The organism is Enterobacter cloacae complex sp. HYC042_NIDB, assembly GCF_056673315.1.
In genome coordinates this window covers 3,154,860-3,170,623 of the sequence record NZ_CP109650.1, presented here as the reverse complement: position 1 = coordinate 3,170,623, position 15,764 = coordinate 3,154,860, and the positions used below count along the sequence as shown (strand labels likewise).

Here is a 15,764-nt window from a genome sequence, read left to right as displayed (position 1 = left end):
GATGCGTGACATGCATCAATCCTTAATGGTGTAGCTGGATAACCATAATTTACAATAAGTTAACATCTATTTAATTATATGGTTACGATAGGAGGGCGGCATTTTGCTATTACGGTTATGTGACATTGCGCATTTGTCTCTGGAGGGTTTGAACCGACGGGGCCTGCACCGCATGGATTTTTTTCTCCGGCCAGTAAAATCCCTGCGCCAGATCGGCCCCCGCCAGCGATGCCGCTCTGACGTCTCCCTGACTCTCAACCCCTTCCGCAAGGACGAACGTTCCGAAACGTCGTGCTTCAGCGATCAGGTGCGCTAAACCCGCGCTATCGTTGCGATACTGCTGGAACGCAGCGCAGTCGAGTTTCACCCCATCGAATTCCAGCCCGCTATCGGCAAGCGTACTGCCATAGTCGCTGAGATAATCATCGAGCCAGACCTCCATACCGGCATGCCTAAGCCGCCGGAGATTTTTATCCAGTAATGCGAGCCTGGTCGCGTCAAGACGGGCGATTGCCATTGGGTCCTGAAGCTCAACGACCCCCGGTAAAGGGCCTTGCAGAAGCGCCGCGGTCCCCTCTTCGCTGGCGAGAATGGTTGTGGTGAGGTTAACAAAGAGCTTTACGGTGATTTTTTGACTTTCAAGCATCTTGAGCTGCCACGTTCTCAACTGCAGGAGTTGGGCGGATGAGCACTGTTCAAACCACTCTGCAATATTGTCCTCAGTGGGAGGCTCAGACAGCACTTCATATCCACAGAGTTGCCTCGTAGTGAGTGACATTATGGGCTGCAGTCGAATAGTAAAACGTTTCATGACGACGTGAGTGTGCGATTTTATAGGTGATTAATTCTATATCCCTCCCTTTATTTAATGGTGTTAATCTTTGTGAACAGTGTAAAAATAGTTTTTTATACTGGTCTGGATGCCTTTTATCGGCCCGTTTAATGTTTTTCTGCGTCTGTTTATCCCTTGTTCATCATTTGTTGTTTTTGAGTTAAGTTAGTCAGTCTGCTCAGTAGTGTAATTAAAAAAGTCAGAAAGAATTGTAAATATTTAACCGGCCATCAAAGTACAATTGCGCTATTTTTAATCGCCTTAATCACAGGAGCCAAAACGTCAGAACGGAAGGTAATATTTTGGGTATACAGGCGATCTTTTCTTATATCCGGCTGATTTTTCGACAGGTTTGTTGAGGCGAAAGAGCGATGTGAGGTCTGAGCTGTATTTATGATGTGATTTTAAGGATAAATCTCGCCTAAATTTGATTTAGATCAATTTTAAACTGTATTTTCAGTTTTTTCTTACCTTAAAGATGATTCATGCGATATATAAAAATAACCACTGCATTAGTTAACTTATTGAATATTAATGAATTTTACTTTCAAGGTTATAGTGTTGAGTACACATTAAGCGTTCAGACATGCCCCTTTCTTGATTTAATAATTCTGAATATTCCTGATTATTCCTGATTGCTGAAATAGAGTCGGGTAAGGCGATTAAAATTTATTAATATTTTTCAAGATTAAAATATTAAATTTTTGTTGTTTTTGGTAAATGATGCGATAACTTGTCTATGATACAGTACAAAATTCTGACTATGGGGCCTGCACTGTGTAATGTATCCTGGACTTCGCAAAAAAAATAAACTTAACAAGATGAAAATATTAAAAATGATCTGCGTCACGTGCCCAAGCGAGGTAACGCGTCAGGAGCCATTTCGCGCATGCCCGGAGGAAAACTTACTTAATAAGAGTTTATGCATATGAAATTTATAATGAATAAGCAGATAATATTTGACTCAGATATGAGTACACTGGGCCTCGAAGGTTCTCAGGATGAGTTGATTCAAATCTCAAACCCTACGAAGAGACTTTTATTGTTGCTTATTGCCCATAAGGGAGAGGCAATAAAAAGGGAAGTAATATTTAAGAAAGTCTGGGACGACTATGGCATGGTTTCCAGCAACAATAATCTTAACCAGTGCGTAAGCAAGTTACGTAAGATTATGAAGAATCTTGGCATGGATGAGGAGGTGATTGTCACCGTACCCAAAATAGGCTTTATGCTGCATCAGCACGTTGACATCGAAAAATGCTCAGAGCCGGTTGACGTCATCATGGGGGCCCCTTCAGAAACCGAAACCGCTTATATTGCCAACGGACGTTTACTAAAAGGCAAAACTGCCGAAAGCAGCGCGGGCGAAGTATCACGCTGGCGTACGATGAAAACAGGAATAGTAAATCAGCTGGTGCTTTTTTTCGCTGTTGTGGCGCTGGGCGGGGCTGCAGGATTCTGGGTTGCCAGTAAGCCCGTTGAACGTAATGAGATTTACATGGGAAATGCTGGCTCCTGTAAGGTCATGATGTCTGAACAGGCGCTGGACAGTATAACCAATCCTGACGTAAAGAAGGTTGTGATGGATTTAGCGGTAAAGCTTAACCCCGTCTGTAAGAGTAATGAGTATGTCCTGATCATCAAAAGCAGTACGTTCAAAACGTATTCTTCCAATCTCTCGCGTCTCTATTTTATGCGTTGCGGCATGTTGAGTGACGGCAAAGAAGAGATATGCTGGGGGTTATTGCCACCACGTTGAGTGCATTATCCTTTATTTTCCCGGTATTCGCCGGGAATTTAATCTTCCCTCCCGATCACCGGTTTAATTCTCCCAGAGAATCAACATCCTTTTCTCATTCAAAATCTTGAGAAAAGCATAATTTCTTTTTTTTCTCCCTCGCTGGCGCATAAGTAATCACTGCAATTATGACGCGACTGGCATAAAAAACTTAATCGCACATTAAATTGCCTCATCTGTAGAGTTATAATCTTAAGATTTGCGATTTAATGGTTAATTATTTTTGTGATAGGGATTTTCGTATAGATTTGTTCCTGCAGCTTATCGGGCAGGGTTTACGCGTTCGCCTTTATTTGGCGTTCAATTTCATATGACCGGTTTGTCTGTAAAAAAGGTTTCATTATCGGTTCAATTGATAAAACAGGAATAAGCGTTATGAACAAGAAAAATATTATTGCGTTAGTTCTGGGGGCGTCACTGGTCTCTGGTGGGGCTTTTGCTGCGTCTGACAACACCATCACCTTCCAGGGGGAGGTGACGGATGAAACCTGTTCAGTTGCCGTAAACGGTAACAGCGCCTCTCCGGTGGTGTTATTGCCAACGGTCAGCGCCTCCGATCTTGCCGCCAGCGGTGATACTGTGGGATCGGTCACGTTTGATATCGGGGTAAGCGGCTGCACGGGCAACGCCAGTGGGGAAACGAAAATCTCGACGGTGTTTGTCGGTAATCAGGTGACGTCTAACGGCAACCTCGGCAACACCGGCACTGCGAAGAACGTTGAAGTCCAGATCCTGGATACCGCCAATGCCGTTGTGAACCTGAGCAATGGCTTTACCGGTAATGGCGACCTCAAGCTGGCCGCGAACCAGACGGACGCCTCCGCTACCTATACCGCGCAGTATTACGCCAACGCAGCGGCGACGGCGGGTACGGTAGAGGCCACGCTGCAATATGCCGTTTCCTACCAGTAACAGGCCGCACTGGAACTAACGTGTGCACGTTTTGCAGGATGCAAACGTGCACATTCCACTCAGCGCATTGCAGTCAGGGTCTCGCCACACCAGGTTCATTCGACCCGGGAGTTGTTAATAATGATAAGCGCACATCTTCAGCGTATCGCTCAGTACCTGACTTATTTGATATGTGTACTAATGCTGGCAAACACCGCATCCGCAAGCGTCACGATACTGGGCAGCCGGATTATTTATCCTGCCGGGGCCTCGTCCGTTGACGTGCAGCTCAAGAATAATGATGACATTCCTTACGTGATTCAAACCTGGTTTGACGAAGGTAATGTTAACGCGACTCCGGCTGAGGGCGCGAAAATCCCTTTTCTGACGACCCCTCCCGTGTTTCGAATCCAGGCGAAAGCGGGACAAGTTATCCGCGTGACCCATACCGGCGCGCGCGATTTACCGCAGGATCGGGAATCCCTGTACTGGTTCAATGCGCTCCAGGTCCCACCCTCGAATCTCGAGAGTGAAAAAGGGCAGAACAGAATGCTGGTCATGCTACGTACCCGGGTAAAAGTGATTTACCGGCCAGCCGGCATTGGCTCCCCAAAAAATCAGCTGAACGGGCTGCGGGTCAACACCACTTTCGATGCGCAAAAGGGGTATGGGATTTCCATAGAGAACCCGCAGCCGTGGTATGCGTCATTAACCCTCATTGAGGCTGAGGCGGGGGGGAAAAAGCATACCCTCACAGCTGATACGGTAGCGCCTTTCGATCGTCAAACGTTTTGGTTTAACAACTGGAAAACCAAAACCGTGGGAAACGGTACGGTCAGGGTATGGCTTGTTAACGATCAGGGAGCACGGATCAATGGGCACTACCCTGTCTCGTACCCCTGAGTTTCGTCGCAATCTGCTGGCGCTGTGTATCTCGTTGAGCTGCACGGGGCTGGTGGAGGCGAAAGAATATGTTTTTGACTCTTCACTGCTGCAGGGCTCGTCCTGGGGCATGGATCTGGAGCAGTTTAACCGGCATCAGGTCGCACCCGGACGTTATCTGGTGGATGTATACGTCAACAATACGCTGATGAAAAGCGAAGAAAAGATCGTCTTCCGCGCTAAAGCAGATGGTCGCGATCCTGAACCCTGTCTGGGCAAATCGCTCATGCAGGCCGCAAAACTGAAAGCAGCAGACCGCGATGAGGGGACAGCGTGTCGCCTTTTGAGTGAGTGGGCTGAACATGCAACCTGGCTGTTTGACCAGGCCTCACTGCGCCTTCAACTGGCTATTCCGATGACGGAACTCCAGCGTACGCCTCGCGGCTATATTCCGGTAAGTGAATGGGACGCGGGGATGGCGGCGATCTTTTTGCGGCATAACACCCGCTACACGTTCACGGAAAATACAGACACTCGCTACCGCTATCACTATTTGTGGAGCGGCATCAATGCCGGAACCAACCTTGGGCTGTGGCAGGTTCGACATCAGGGAAATCTGCGCTATGCGGACAGCAGCATAAATGGAAGCGATTCGAGTTATAACGCTGTTCGAACCTGGGTACAGCGTCCCATCGAACCGATCGATAGCGTGCTGGTGCTGGGGGATAACTATACCGACAGCAGCCTCTTTGGCAGCCTCTCGTTCAATGGGGTGAAACTGGCAACCGATGAACGCATGTGGCTGCAGGGGAAGAGGGGCTATGCTCCGGAAGTCAGGGGCGTTGCATCCAGCAGCGCACACGTGGTGATTAAGCAGCTAAATAACGTCATTTATGAAACCAACGTTCCGCCTGGACCATTCGTTATCAATGACTTATACAACACCCGCAGTCAGGGGGATCTTGAGGTTGAGGTCATTGAGGCCAGCGGAAAAACATCCCGTTTTACCGTGCCTTATTCCGCTGTGCCTGATTCCGTGCGTCCGGGCAACTGGCAATACGGCCTCTCATTCGGACGCGTTCGTCAGTACTACAGTATTGAAAACACCTTCCTGGAAGGCGTGTTACAGCGAGGGCTGAGCAATGAAGTCACCAGCAACCTCGGCCTGCGCGTGGCAAAGGACTACACGGCTTTTCTGGCAGGGGGCGTGCTGGCGACTGAAATTGGTGCAATTGGTCTGAATGCCACCTGGTCTGATGCCCTGGTTGAAAATGATGACCGGCAGCAGGGATGGCGTGCAGAAATCAGCTACAGCAAGACGTTTACGGCAGGCACTAACCTCGTGCTTGCCGCATATCGCTATTCGACGAGTGGTTATCGCGATCTGGAGGATGTGCTGGGCGTTCGCCGCCAGCAGAAAAGCGGTACGGAGTACTATTCAGACACCCTGCATCAGCGCAATCGACTGACGGCGACGGTCAGCCAGCCGATGGGAAGCTGGGGGGTACTTAATTTGAGTGCCAGCACGGCGGATTACTATAGCAATCAGTCGCGTATGACCCAGCTGCAGCTGGGCTACAGCAATCAGTGGCGACGAATTAGCTATGGGATGAACTTAGCCAGACAACGGACGAGCTGGGACTACGGACGCTTTTATACCAGTACTCGCGAGCCGGTTGATGACAGTTCAATAGAGAAATACACCGAAAATACCGTCTCTTTCAACGTGTCGGTCCCCCTGGACTGGGGCAGCAACCTGGCGTCGGTGGCTTACAACTACAACCAGTCGCGCGCCAGCCGCTCCTCGACAGTATCGCTAACCGGCACGGCAGGGGACGGTCGTGACAGATCGTACTCCGTGTACGGCGGATATGAACGTTATCGGGATGGGAGCAGCGGTAACGCCACGACGTTTGGTGGAAACGTTCAGGAAAATACCCGCGTGGGGTCCGTACAGGCCAGCTATGACCAGGGGGATAACTACCGGCAGGCAGGGCTTGGTGCATCCGGAACACTGGTGCTACATCCGGGAGGATTAACGCTCGGGCCGTATACCAGCGACACGTTCGCACTGGTACACGCCGATGGTGCCCAGGGTGCGCGCGTGCAGAACGGACAGGGGGCGACTATTGACGCGTTTGGCTACGCCATTCTGCCGTCGCTTTCCCCTTACCGTAGCAACAACGTCAGCCTGGACTCGCGCACTATGATGGCGGATGCCGAACTGAAAGGCGGAAGTCAGCGCGTCGTGCCCTATGCGGGGGCAGTGGTCCGGGTGGACTTTGCCACGCTGAAAGGCAAAGCCGTTCTCATTACTCTTAGTACCCGTGACGGAGAACTACCGCCAATGGGGGCGGAGGTGCGGGATACCGAGGGAACATTGATTGGCATGGTGGGGCAGGGTGGCCAAATTTATGCCCGTGTCCCGGAAGCCTCCGGTGTGTTGCGCGTGAAATGGGGCAAAGAGCGCGACCAGCGCTGCCGTGTGCCGTATCAAATTACCGGGCGAAACGCAGAGCCGTTGGTTTACCTGAGCCAGATATGTGAAAAGGAAAATTAAAATGCAGGACAGGTTAAAACATTTTCTGGTGCTGGGGCTGTTTTTGCTGATAAGCCAGCCCGCGTGGGCAAACTGCATCAGGGTGACCAGCACGTCATCACTCTCCAGCATGGCCATCGCGGCAGGGTATACTGCCGCCGACTGGTCGGGTGCATGTGATACCTGCCATGGCAATATTGGGCTGCCGGCGGTAATCAGTATCAACAGCGGCACTAACTTTCAGCCGTCGGGAACGTTGCTTGCCAGCGCGGTGGGCAATTTTTTAACGGCAGCGACTAATAAAACCTATGCCAGTAATCAAATTCTGTTCCGCTGCGCCCTGTCTGACGCCGGAAGTTTATATGAAATGTATGCCACCAACGGCGATAACGCCTATACCGGCATGTATGCCTCCGCTGAAATTGAGGGTGCATATTATGATGTCGCAAAAAACGTCGCGGTAAGAATGACCAATCTCAGCACCGGGGAATATTACAGCCGCTACTGGAAGCAAAGACAAATCACCTCGGCAGACTGGTATCAGGATGGAACCTATATTTACATTCCAGCCAGCGCATTCAGCAATGTGCTGTATGAAATGTATAAGATTTCATCCACCACCTATTATCTTAACGCCAGCAATTACTATAAAGATGCCTATACCCAACCGCGAGGCTATATAGCCTTTAAAGGCCCCGGGCTGGCATCAAATTCAATCGTGGTGGGCCAGGATAGCGCGATTTATTATTATGGCTGGTATACAAACTGGCCCGGCGCATGGAGTACCTACAATGCCGTGACCTACGTCCGTGGTGCACTATGTCAGGTTAAAGACTATCCCGCCGTTGTGCTTTTACCCACCGTCAGCTCCGCCGCGTTGCAGGCCGGAGGTACCAGTCAGGCTCCGTTCTCGGTCAGCCTCGAGTGCGAGTCAGGCGCGGTTTCCGGTACCGCCACGTCCACGGCCAGCAAGGCAAACGTGGCCATGGGCTTTTTAGTCAACCAGCCCGTTGCTGTCAGTGCTGCGCAAGGGCTGGGGCTGGTGACCAGCGGTGGGGGTCTAACCTGGCTACTGGATTCGCATTACGGTAACAGCGGCGTGGCTTCTGGCGTGGGTATAAAAATCCTTAACCGGAGTGGGACGGCAATCAATTTGTTACCCGACAGGAGCATAACCGGCACGGGAAACTCGCGCGGCTGGTATGCGTATCAGGATCTTACCAGCCTGACGTCGACGGGGGCGGTAAACACCTATACCGGTGATTTTACCGCATCATTAGAGGCCCTCAGTGGGCAAACTGTGACGCCAGGTACGGTTAATGCGCAATTACAAGTCGTTGTTAATTTCCAGTAGGCTTGCTCTGGCAGGCTTGCTGATGACGTGCCTCATCGCTGAGGCCTATGCCGTGGTTAACGTCGATCGGACTCGTGTGATTTTCAGCGCTGGCGAAATGGCCCAGTCGCTGAATCTCTCTAACGATGGTGAAACGCCAGCCATAATTCAGGTCTGGACGGACACGGGCGATCCGCTGGTGCCGCCGGACAAAGTCAGCACGCCGATTGTGTCTACTCCTCCGGTTTTCAAAATGTTGCCGAAGGAGATTCGTTCGTTGCGTTTGCTGCTTACGGCACGTCAGGGGCTGCCGAACGATCGGGAAAGCGTCTTTTGGCTGAATATTTTCCAGATCCAGCCTGAGAGCGAGCGGACCCGGCAGAACGCGCAAAAGTTAATTCTGCCGTTACGCTTAAGGATGAAGGTCTTTATTCGTCCTGCCGACATCGGCGATCCTGATGCTCTTCAGTATCAGACGCTTCAGTTCAGCGCTCAGGATACGCGGTTAATCATTACTAACCCGACGCCCTGGAATATCAGCCTCAACGTGGAAATACCCGGGCAAAGGCCGCTGACCAATATTATGGTTTCGCCACGGGCGGAAAAGGTGATTTTGCCTGATAAGCCACTCTTGCCGGGAGAAACGGTAGCCTATCGTGTGATTACCGACGACGGTAATTATCTTAATTATCAGGCCGTTGTTCGACAATAGCATGCGGCGTTAGCATATATTGAAAAACTAAAATGAAGAAAAAGCGTTTGTATGGTGTGTATGGAGAATAAGAAAACTATTCTCCATACAGGGCAGCGACAGCAGGAGTTAATTAACGAGTTGCTGTCGCTGCTGCTGGCGATATGGAAAATCTCAGCGCTGTGAACAGCCTTTGCACTGCTTGTTCTGGATCTGCTGGAAGAAGTCGTTGCCTTTATCATCCACCAGAATAAACGCCGGGAAGTTCTCCACCTCAATTTTCCAGATCGCTTCCATACCCAACTCAGGATAGGCCACACACTCCAGGCTCTTGATGCTGTTTTGCGCCAGCACCGCCGCCGGGCCGCCGATGCTGCCCAGGTAGAAGCCGCCGTGCTTATGGCAGGCGTCGGTCACCTGCTGGCTGCGGTTGCCTTTCGCGAGCATGATCATGCTCGCGCCGTGGGATTGCAGCAGGTCAACATACGAGTCCATGCGTCCCGCCGTGGTCGGGCCGAGTGAGCCAGACGCGTAGCCTTCCGGGGTTTTTGCCGGGCCCGCGTAGTAAATCGGATGATCTTTGACGTACTGCGGCAGCGCTTCGCCGTTATCCAGCAGCTCTTTAAGCTTCGCGTGGGCAATGTCGCGCGCCACGATAATGGTGCCGTTCAGCGACAGGCGGGTAGAGACCGGATGCGCGGAAAGCTGGGCAAGGATCTCGTTCATCGGCTTGTTCAGGTTGATGCTCACCACGTCGCCTTCGCCCTGCTGGCGCAGGGATTCAGGAATATACTGACCCGGGTTGTGCTCAAGCTTCTCAATCCAGATCCCGTCGCGGTTGATTTTCGCCTTGATGTTACGGTCGGCGGAGCAGGAGACCCCCATGCCGATTGGGCAGGAGGCACCGTGGCGTGGCAGGCGGATCACGCGGATATCGTGGGCGAAGTATTTCCCGCCGAACTGCGCGCCGAGGCCGAGGTTCTGTGCTTCCTGGAGCAGTTCCTGTTCGAGCTGAACGTCGCGGAACGCCTGGCCGTGCTCGTTGCCTTCGGTTGGCAGCGCGTCGTAGTAGCGGGTGGAGGCGAGCTTCACGGTTTTCAGCGTGGCTTCCGCTGAGGTGCCGCCGATAACAAACGCGATATGGTACGGCGGGCAGGCTGCGGTCCCCAGGGTACGCATCTTCTCAACCAGGTAGTTTTTCAGCTTCGCCGGGGTAATCAGCGCTTTGGTTTCCTGGTAGAGATAGGTTTTGTTGGCAGAGCCGCCGCCTTTCGCCATGCACAGGAATTTGTATTCGTCCCCGTCGACGCTGTAGAGGTCAATCTGTGCGGGCAGGTTAGTGCCGGTATTCACCTCTTTATACATATCCAGTGCCGCATTCTGCGAGTAGCGCAGGTTGTCTTCAATGTAGGTGTTATACACGCCCTGGCTCAGGGCCGCTTCGTCACCGCCGCCGGTCCAGACGCGCTGGCCTTTTTTACCCATGATGATTGCGGTGCCGGTATCCTGGCAGGTGGGCAGCACGCCCTTGGCCGCGATCTCGGAGTTGCGCAGGAACTGCAGGGCAACGTACTTGTCGTTCTGGCTGGCTTCCGGGTCGTTGAGGATGGCGGCAACCTGCTTCTGGTGGGAAGGACGCAGCATAAATGCGGCGTCGTGGAAGGCCTGCTGCGCCAGCAGGGTCAGCGCTTCCGGCTCCACTTTCAGGATTTCCTGGCCTTCGAACTCGGCAACGGAAACGTGCTCTTTGGTCAGCAGGTAGTATTCGGTGTCGTCATGCGCAAGAGGGAAGGGGTTCTGGTAGATAAACGGTTTGTTTGACATAGCGTATTGCTCCACAAAAATAAAACCGCCGGAGGAGAAGTCCGGCGGTCAGGAATCAGAACATCATGGACATCCACGGATAGCCAATCAGCAGCAGGGCCGCCAGGAAGATGGCACCGAAGATGGTGCCGAGGCGCCAGTAGTCTTTGGTTGGCAGGTAGCCACTACCGTAGTAAATCGGGCTTGGACCGGTACCGTACGGGGTGATAATCCCCATCACGCCCAGCGAGGTCACCATCAGCAGAACGAACACTTCCATATTCATGCCCGGAATGGTGGAGGCGATGGTCAGCATCGCTGGCAGCAGCGCCGTGGTGTGCGCGGTGGTGCTGGCAAACAGGTAGTGCAGCAGGTAGAACGCCAGCAGCAGGACGATGGTCGCCACGCCCGGAGAGATACCGCTCATCAGCAGGCCGCCTTCTTTACCTAACCAGCTGATAAAGCCGGTAGAGGAGAGGCCGTCCGCCAGCGCCACCAGGGTGGCGAACCAGACGAAGGTGTTCCACGCCGCTTTGTTGCCGGTGATATCGTTCCACTCCAGCACGCCGGTCCACAGCATCAGGCCGACGATGAGCAGGGCCGCCATCGCGGGTTCAATCCACGCGGCGGCGAAGATCCACATCAGCAGCGCGCAACATACGAACACCAGCAGCAGAATTTCATTGCGCGACAGTTTGCCCAGTTTTTCCAGCTCGCGGGTCGCCCACAGCGGCACTTCGTTGTTCACCTTCACTTCTGGCGGGTAGAACCAATAGGCCAGCAGCGGCATGGTCAGGATCAGCAGGATGCCCAGCGGCAGGAAGGCCAGGAACCAGGTCCCCCAGGAGATGTCGATCCCAACCGTACTTTTCACCAGCGCCAGGGCCAGCAGGTTCGGCGCAAGGGCGGAGAGGAACATTGAGCTGGTGATACAGGCCGCGGTGATCGCCACCCACATCAGGTAAGAACCAATCTTACGCGCGCTTGGGTCGTTGGGTTTTGAACCGTACAGCGGCGGCAGGTTAGCGATGATCGGGTAGATGGTCCCACCGCTGCGCGCGGTATTGGACGGAGTGAACGGTGCCAGCAGCAGGTCCGCAAACGTAATCGCGTAACCGAGCGTCAGGCTGCGACGGCCGAGGTACTTCACCAGAATCAGCGCCAGACGGCGGCCGAAGCGGGTTTTGTCATAGCCTGCGGCAAACATAAAGGCACCGAAAATCAGCCAGACGGTGGAGTTACCAAACCCGCTCACTGCCCACTTAAAGGAGGCGCCCGCCAGCTTGAATTTCGGGTCAGCCAGCTGTTCAGGGCTGAACAGCACCCACTGGCTGCACAGGGCAATGGCGACCACGCCGGTCAGACCGATCACCGCGCCCGGCAGGGGTTCGAAGATAAGACCGACGATCACGCCGACGAAGATGGCGAAGTAGTGCCACGCGTAAGGAGGCAGTCCTTCCGGTACCGGAACAAACAGCAGCAGTACGGCGACGATGACGGGCAGTGCCATCATCAGCAGACGTTTTGCGTTTCCATTTGATGCCTGGTTCGCCACAGGGGGCGTTACAGCAGTTTTTGTATTCATAGTTTCACGTCTTAAGTTGTCAAAAATTCGGTCGCACTGAAAAGTCAAAATTGCTTTCTTAAGTTTCTTTGCTTTTTTTAGTTATTAAAGGTGCGTTTTTGTATTTTCAGTAATAGCGATTTAACGCTTTTTTGTGTGCGTTAAATTAAAAAATGATGATGTTTTTATATTGCGCTTTTAAATGCCATGACTATTGATCGAGATCAAAAAAACAGAATTGCAGCGTTATTTTTATGCTTTTATTAATAACCACTCTGGCGTATGTGGTTATTATCTTTTTTGCGGGTTTATTTTATCATTTCTGTAACAATTTGAATTTTTAATAATTGCTATTTAGTTGATTTTAAAGGGTATTTTTGGTTTTTGGTGTAATGGTTTTACCATTTTTTATTTAACGTATTTTAAAATATTGTGAATGCCTGAATGACAATCGCTAACACCAATGTATTATTAGTGTTATCACAGGGATTAAATAGTTTTTTAACTAACGTAATAACTTTAGAAACTAAAAAAATCATTATATTAATATCATGACATCGGCAAAAAACGACGAAATAAAAAATCAATCCGATAACGAATTCTCAATTTTTAAAAGTTTGGAGTTTCTATTATGAGCACTAACGAACGCATTCTTAGCCCCTTCACATTACCGAATGGCACTGAACTGAAAAACCGTTTGTTAATGGCCCCTATGACCACCTGTACCGGCTATTATGACGGCACCGTCACCAGCGAGCTGGTGGAGTACTATCGGGCCCGTTCCGGCAGCATTGGCACCATCATCGTGGAGTGCTGCTTCGTCGACGATCTCGGCCTTGCCTTCCCGGGGGCAATTGGTATTGATAACGACGAGAAAATCGCCGGGCTGGCGAAAATCGCCGAGGCCATTAAATCCAAAGGATCTAAGGCCCTGCTGCAGATCTACCACGGTGGCCGCATGGTTGATCCGAAACTGATCGGTGGCCGTACCCCGGTTGGCCCAAGCGCCGTGGCCGCGCCGCGTGACGGTGCCGCAACGCCGGTTGCCCTGACCGCCGAAGAAGTGGAAGGCATGATCGGCAAGTTTGGTGAAGCCGTGCGCCGCGCCATCCAGGCCGGTTTTGACGGCGTGGAAATCCACGGGGCGAACACCTACCTGATTCAGCAGTTCTACTCTCCAAACTCTAACCAGCGCGACGACGAGTGGGGCGGCAGCCGCGACAATCGCGCGAAGTTCCCGCTGGCGGTGCTGGACATCACCCACAAAATGGTGCGCCAGTACGCGGACGACGCGTTTATTATTGGCTACCGTTTCTCCCCTGAAGAGCTGGAAGTGCCGGGCATCCGCTTTGAAGACACCATGTACCTGCTGGAAAAACTGGCGGCGCGCGGCGTGGACTACCTGCACTTCTCCGTCGGCGCGACCCTGCGTCCGTCCATTGTCGACACCCAGGACCCGACGCCGCTGATCGAAAAATACTGCGCGATGCGTTCTGAAACGCTGGCGCAGGTTCCGGTGATGGGCGTGGGCGGCGTGGTGAATGCGTCAGACGTGAATGAAGCGCTGGACCACGGTTACGACCTGATTGCCGTTGGCCGCGCCACCATTGCCTACCCGGACTGGACCGACCGCATCGCGGCCGGGGAAACGCTGGAGCTGTTTATGGACAGCACCAAACGCGAGGAACTGAGCATTCCTGAACCCCTGTGGCGCTTCTCGCTGGTGGAAGCGATGATCCGCGACATGAGCATGGGCGAATCGAAATTCAAACCGGGCATGTTCACCGAGAAGGTGCAGGACGACGCGAACGAGCTGGTGATTAACGTCAGTCTGGAAACCGACCGCATTGCGGACATCGAGCTGGCCTCTGGCCCGAGCGATGACGTTGAGTTCGTCACCAGCTTTGAAGAGATCCGTACCCGCATTCTTGACGCCAATACCCCGCACGTGGATGCCATCACCGGTGCAACCAGCCAGAGTGAAGCGGTGAAGAAAGCGGTCTCTAAAGCGATGCTGAAATCCAGCAAAGCGCTGGCAGCGGAAGAGGGCGTGGACCCGAACGAAACCCGCAGCGTGGACGTGGTGGTGGTCGGCAGCGGCGGCGCCGGTCTGGCGGCGGCGATTCAGGCTCACGACGAAGGCGCGAGCGTGCTGATTGTTGAGAAGATGCCGACCATCGGCGGGAACACCATTAAAGCCTCTGCCGGGATGAACGCCGCCGAAACCCGCTTCCAGCGCATGAAGGGCATTCAGGACAGCAAAGAGCTGTTCTACCAGGAAAGCCTGAAAGGCGGCGGCAACAAGAACAACCCTGAACTGCTGCGCCGCTTTGTCGAGAACGCGCCGCAGGCGATTGAGTGGCTGGCAACGCGCGGCATCATGCTGAACGACATCACCACCACCGGTGGGATGAGCATCGACCGTACTCACCGTCCAAAAGACGGCTCTGCGGTGGGGGGCTACCTGATCAGCGGCCTGGTGCGTAACGTCAACAAACGCAACATCGAGGTGATGCTGGATACCTCCGTCAGCGACATCCTCTTCGAGAACGGTGAAGTGACCGGGGTTCGCCTGACCACTGAAGAGAACGAAACCGTCACCGTGGCAGCGAAAAGCGTGATCGTGGCGACGGGCGGCTTCAGCGCCAACAGCCAGATGGTCGTCAAATACCGTCCGGATCTGGAAGGGTTCGTCACCACCAACCACAAAGGGGCAACCGGCGGCGGCATCGCGCTGCTGGAGCGCATCGGGGCGGGCACCGTGGATATGGGCGAAATCCAAATTCACCCAACCGTTGAGCAGAACACCTCGTACCTGATTTCCGAATCCATCCGTGGGGGCGGGGCGATTCTGGTCAACCAGAAAGGGGAGCGCTTCTACAACGAAATGTCGACCCGCGATAAAGTCTCGGCGTCAATCATCGCGCTGCCGGAGAAATACGCGTACATCGTCTTTGATGAGCACGTACGCGCCAAAAACAAAGCTGCGGATGAGTACATCGCCAAGGGCTTCGTGACCAGCGCCAGCTCGCCAAAAGCGCTGGCGGAAGCGCTCGGTATGGATCACCACGCTTTCCTCGCGACCCTGGAACGTTACAACGGTTTCGTTGAAAAACAGCACGATGACGATTTTGGTCGTACCACCGCGCTGCGTGCGCCCATCAACGAAGGGCCTTTCTACGCTATTCAGATTGGGCCAGGCGTGCACCACACCATGGGCGGCGTGACCATCAACACCGAAACCTGCGTGCTGGACAGCAACCACAACGTACTGCCGGGGGCGTTTGCGGCGGGTGAAGTGGTCGGGGGGATCCACGGCGGCAACCGTATCGGCGGTAACGCGGTGGCGGATATCATTATTTTTGGTACCCTTGCAGGACATCAGGCGGCGATGCGCTCAAAAAGAACGTAAGGCTCCTGTCTCCCCGGCG

10 protein-coding genes are annotated in these 15,764 nt (G+C 53.0%); 7 read left to right on the top strand and 3 right to left on the bottom strand.

The window, feature by feature from the left end; translation table 11 throughout:
• Positions 1-115: 115 nt before the first annotated feature.
• Positions 116-778, bottom strand: a complete 663-nt coding sequence (locus tag OKF39_RS15255) for an EAL domain-containing protein (protein WP_048960072.1) — start codon at positions 776-778, stop codon at positions 116-118.
• 994 nt (positions 779-1,772) lie between these two features.
• Between OKF39_RS15255 and OKF39_RS15250 the strand changes: the two genes are divergently transcribed.
• The 6 genes from OKF39_RS15250 to OKF39_RS15225 all read left to right on the top strand — a co-directional run bounded on the left by OKF39_RS15250 (position 1,773) and on the right by OKF39_RS15225 (position 8,987).
• Positions 1,773-2,591 (top strand): winged helix-turn-helix domain-containing protein, encoded by an 819-nt coding sequence (locus OKF39_RS15250; RefSeq protein WP_157859378.1) that lies wholly within the window; start codon positions 1,773-1,775, stop codon positions 2,589-2,591.
• Between the two features lie 414 nt (positions 2,592-3,005).
• Positions 3,006-3,542 carry a fimbrial protein gene (locus tag OKF39_RS15245; protein WP_047367856.1) on the top strand — a complete coding sequence of 179 codons (537 nt, stop codon included), beginning with the start codon at positions 3,006-3,008 and terminating at the stop codon, positions 3,540-3,542.
• 120 nt (positions 3,543-3,662) lie between these two features.
• On the top strand, positions 3,663-4,424 hold the full coding sequence (locus tag OKF39_RS15240) for a fimbria/pilus periplasmic chaperone (RefSeq protein ID WP_049136347.1): 762 nt from the start codon (positions 3,663-3,665) through the stop codon (positions 4,422-4,424).
• A complete protein-coding gene (locus tag OKF39_RS15235; RefSeq protein WP_479983814.1) occupies positions 4,408-6,963 on the top strand; it encodes a fimbrial outer membrane usher protein in 2,556 nt (851 codons plus the stop codon). The genes OKF39_RS15240 and OKF39_RS15235 overlap by 17 nt, the downstream gene beginning before the upstream one ends.
• Before the next feature lies 1 nt (position 6,964).
• Entirely contained in the window at positions 6,965-8,296 is a 1,332-nt protein-coding gene (stbD, locus tag OKF39_RS15230; protein ID WP_063154969.1) for a fimbrial usher protein StbD, read from the top strand.
• Positions 8,297-8,318: 22 nt separating this feature from the next.
• Positions 8,319-8,987 (top strand): fimbria/pilus periplasmic chaperone, encoded by a 669-nt coding sequence (locus OKF39_RS15225; protein WP_234424092.1) that lies wholly within the window; start codon positions 8,319-8,321, stop codon positions 8,985-8,987.
• Positions 8,988-9,140: 153 nt separating this feature from the next.
• On the opposite strand, the gene fumA is transcribed toward OKF39_RS15225, so the two are convergent.
• Together fumA and OKF39_RS15215 are read right to left on the bottom strand one after the other, a co-directional pair.
• Positions 9,141-10,790 (bottom strand): class I fumarate hydratase FumA, encoded by a 1,650-nt coding sequence (fumA, locus tag OKF39_RS15220; protein ID WP_479983102.1) that lies wholly within the window; start codon positions 10,788-10,790, stop codon positions 9,141-9,143.
• 55 nt (positions 10,791-10,845) lie between these two features.
• The gene (locus OKF39_RS15215) at positions 10,846-12,354 is read right to left on the bottom strand and encodes an anion permease (RefSeq protein ID WP_023325580.1); all 1,509 of its coding nucleotides are present in this window, start codon (positions 12,352-12,354) and stop codon (positions 10,846-10,848) included.
• A 610-nt stretch (positions 12,355-12,964) separates the two neighbouring features.
• Here OKF39_RS15215 and OKF39_RS15210 point away from each other — a divergent pair.
• Positions 12,965-15,745 carry a flavocytochrome c gene (locus OKF39_RS15210; RefSeq protein ID WP_479983101.1) on the top strand — a complete coding sequence of 927 codons (2,781 nt, stop codon included), beginning with the start codon at positions 12,965-12,967 and terminating at the stop codon, positions 15,743-15,745.
• Positions 15,746-15,764: the final 19 nt, after the last annotated feature.

Bases quoted from the DNA above. Each gene is read 5' to 3' on its own strand.
- OKF39_RS15240 (WP_049136347.1), top strand. From the start codon at position 3,663: ATGATAAGCGCACATCTTCAGCGTATCGCTCAGTACCTGACTTATTTG.
- OKF39_RS15210 (WP_479983101.1), top strand. From the start codon at position 12,965: ATGAGCACTAACGAACGCATTCTTAGCCCCTTCACATTACCGAATGGC.
- stbD (WP_063154969.1), top strand. From the start codon at position 6,965: ATGCAGGACAGGTTAAAACATTTTCTGGTGCTGGGGCTGTTTTTGCTG.
- OKF39_RS15215 (WP_023325580.1), bottom strand. From the start codon at position 12,354: ATGAATACAAAAACTGCTGTAACGCCCCCTGTGGCGAACCAGGCATCA.
- OKF39_RS15225 (WP_234424092.1), top strand. From the start codon at position 8,319: ATGACGTGCCTCATCGCTGAGGCCTATGCCGTGGTTAACGTCGATCGG.
- fumA (WP_479983102.1), bottom strand. From the start codon at position 10,790: ATGTCAAACAAACCGTTTATCTACCAGAACCCCTTCCCTCTTGCGCAT.
- OKF39_RS15250 (WP_157859378.1), top strand. From the start codon at position 1,773: ATGAATAAGCAGATAATATTTGACTCAGATATGAGTACACTGGGCCTC.
- OKF39_RS15255 (WP_048960072.1), bottom strand. From the start codon at position 778: ATGTCACTCACTACGAGGCAACTCTGTGGATATGAAGTGCTGTCTGAG.
- OKF39_RS15245 (WP_047367856.1), top strand. From the start codon at position 3,006: ATGAACAAGAAAAATATTATTGCGTTAGTTCTGGGGGCGTCACTGGTC.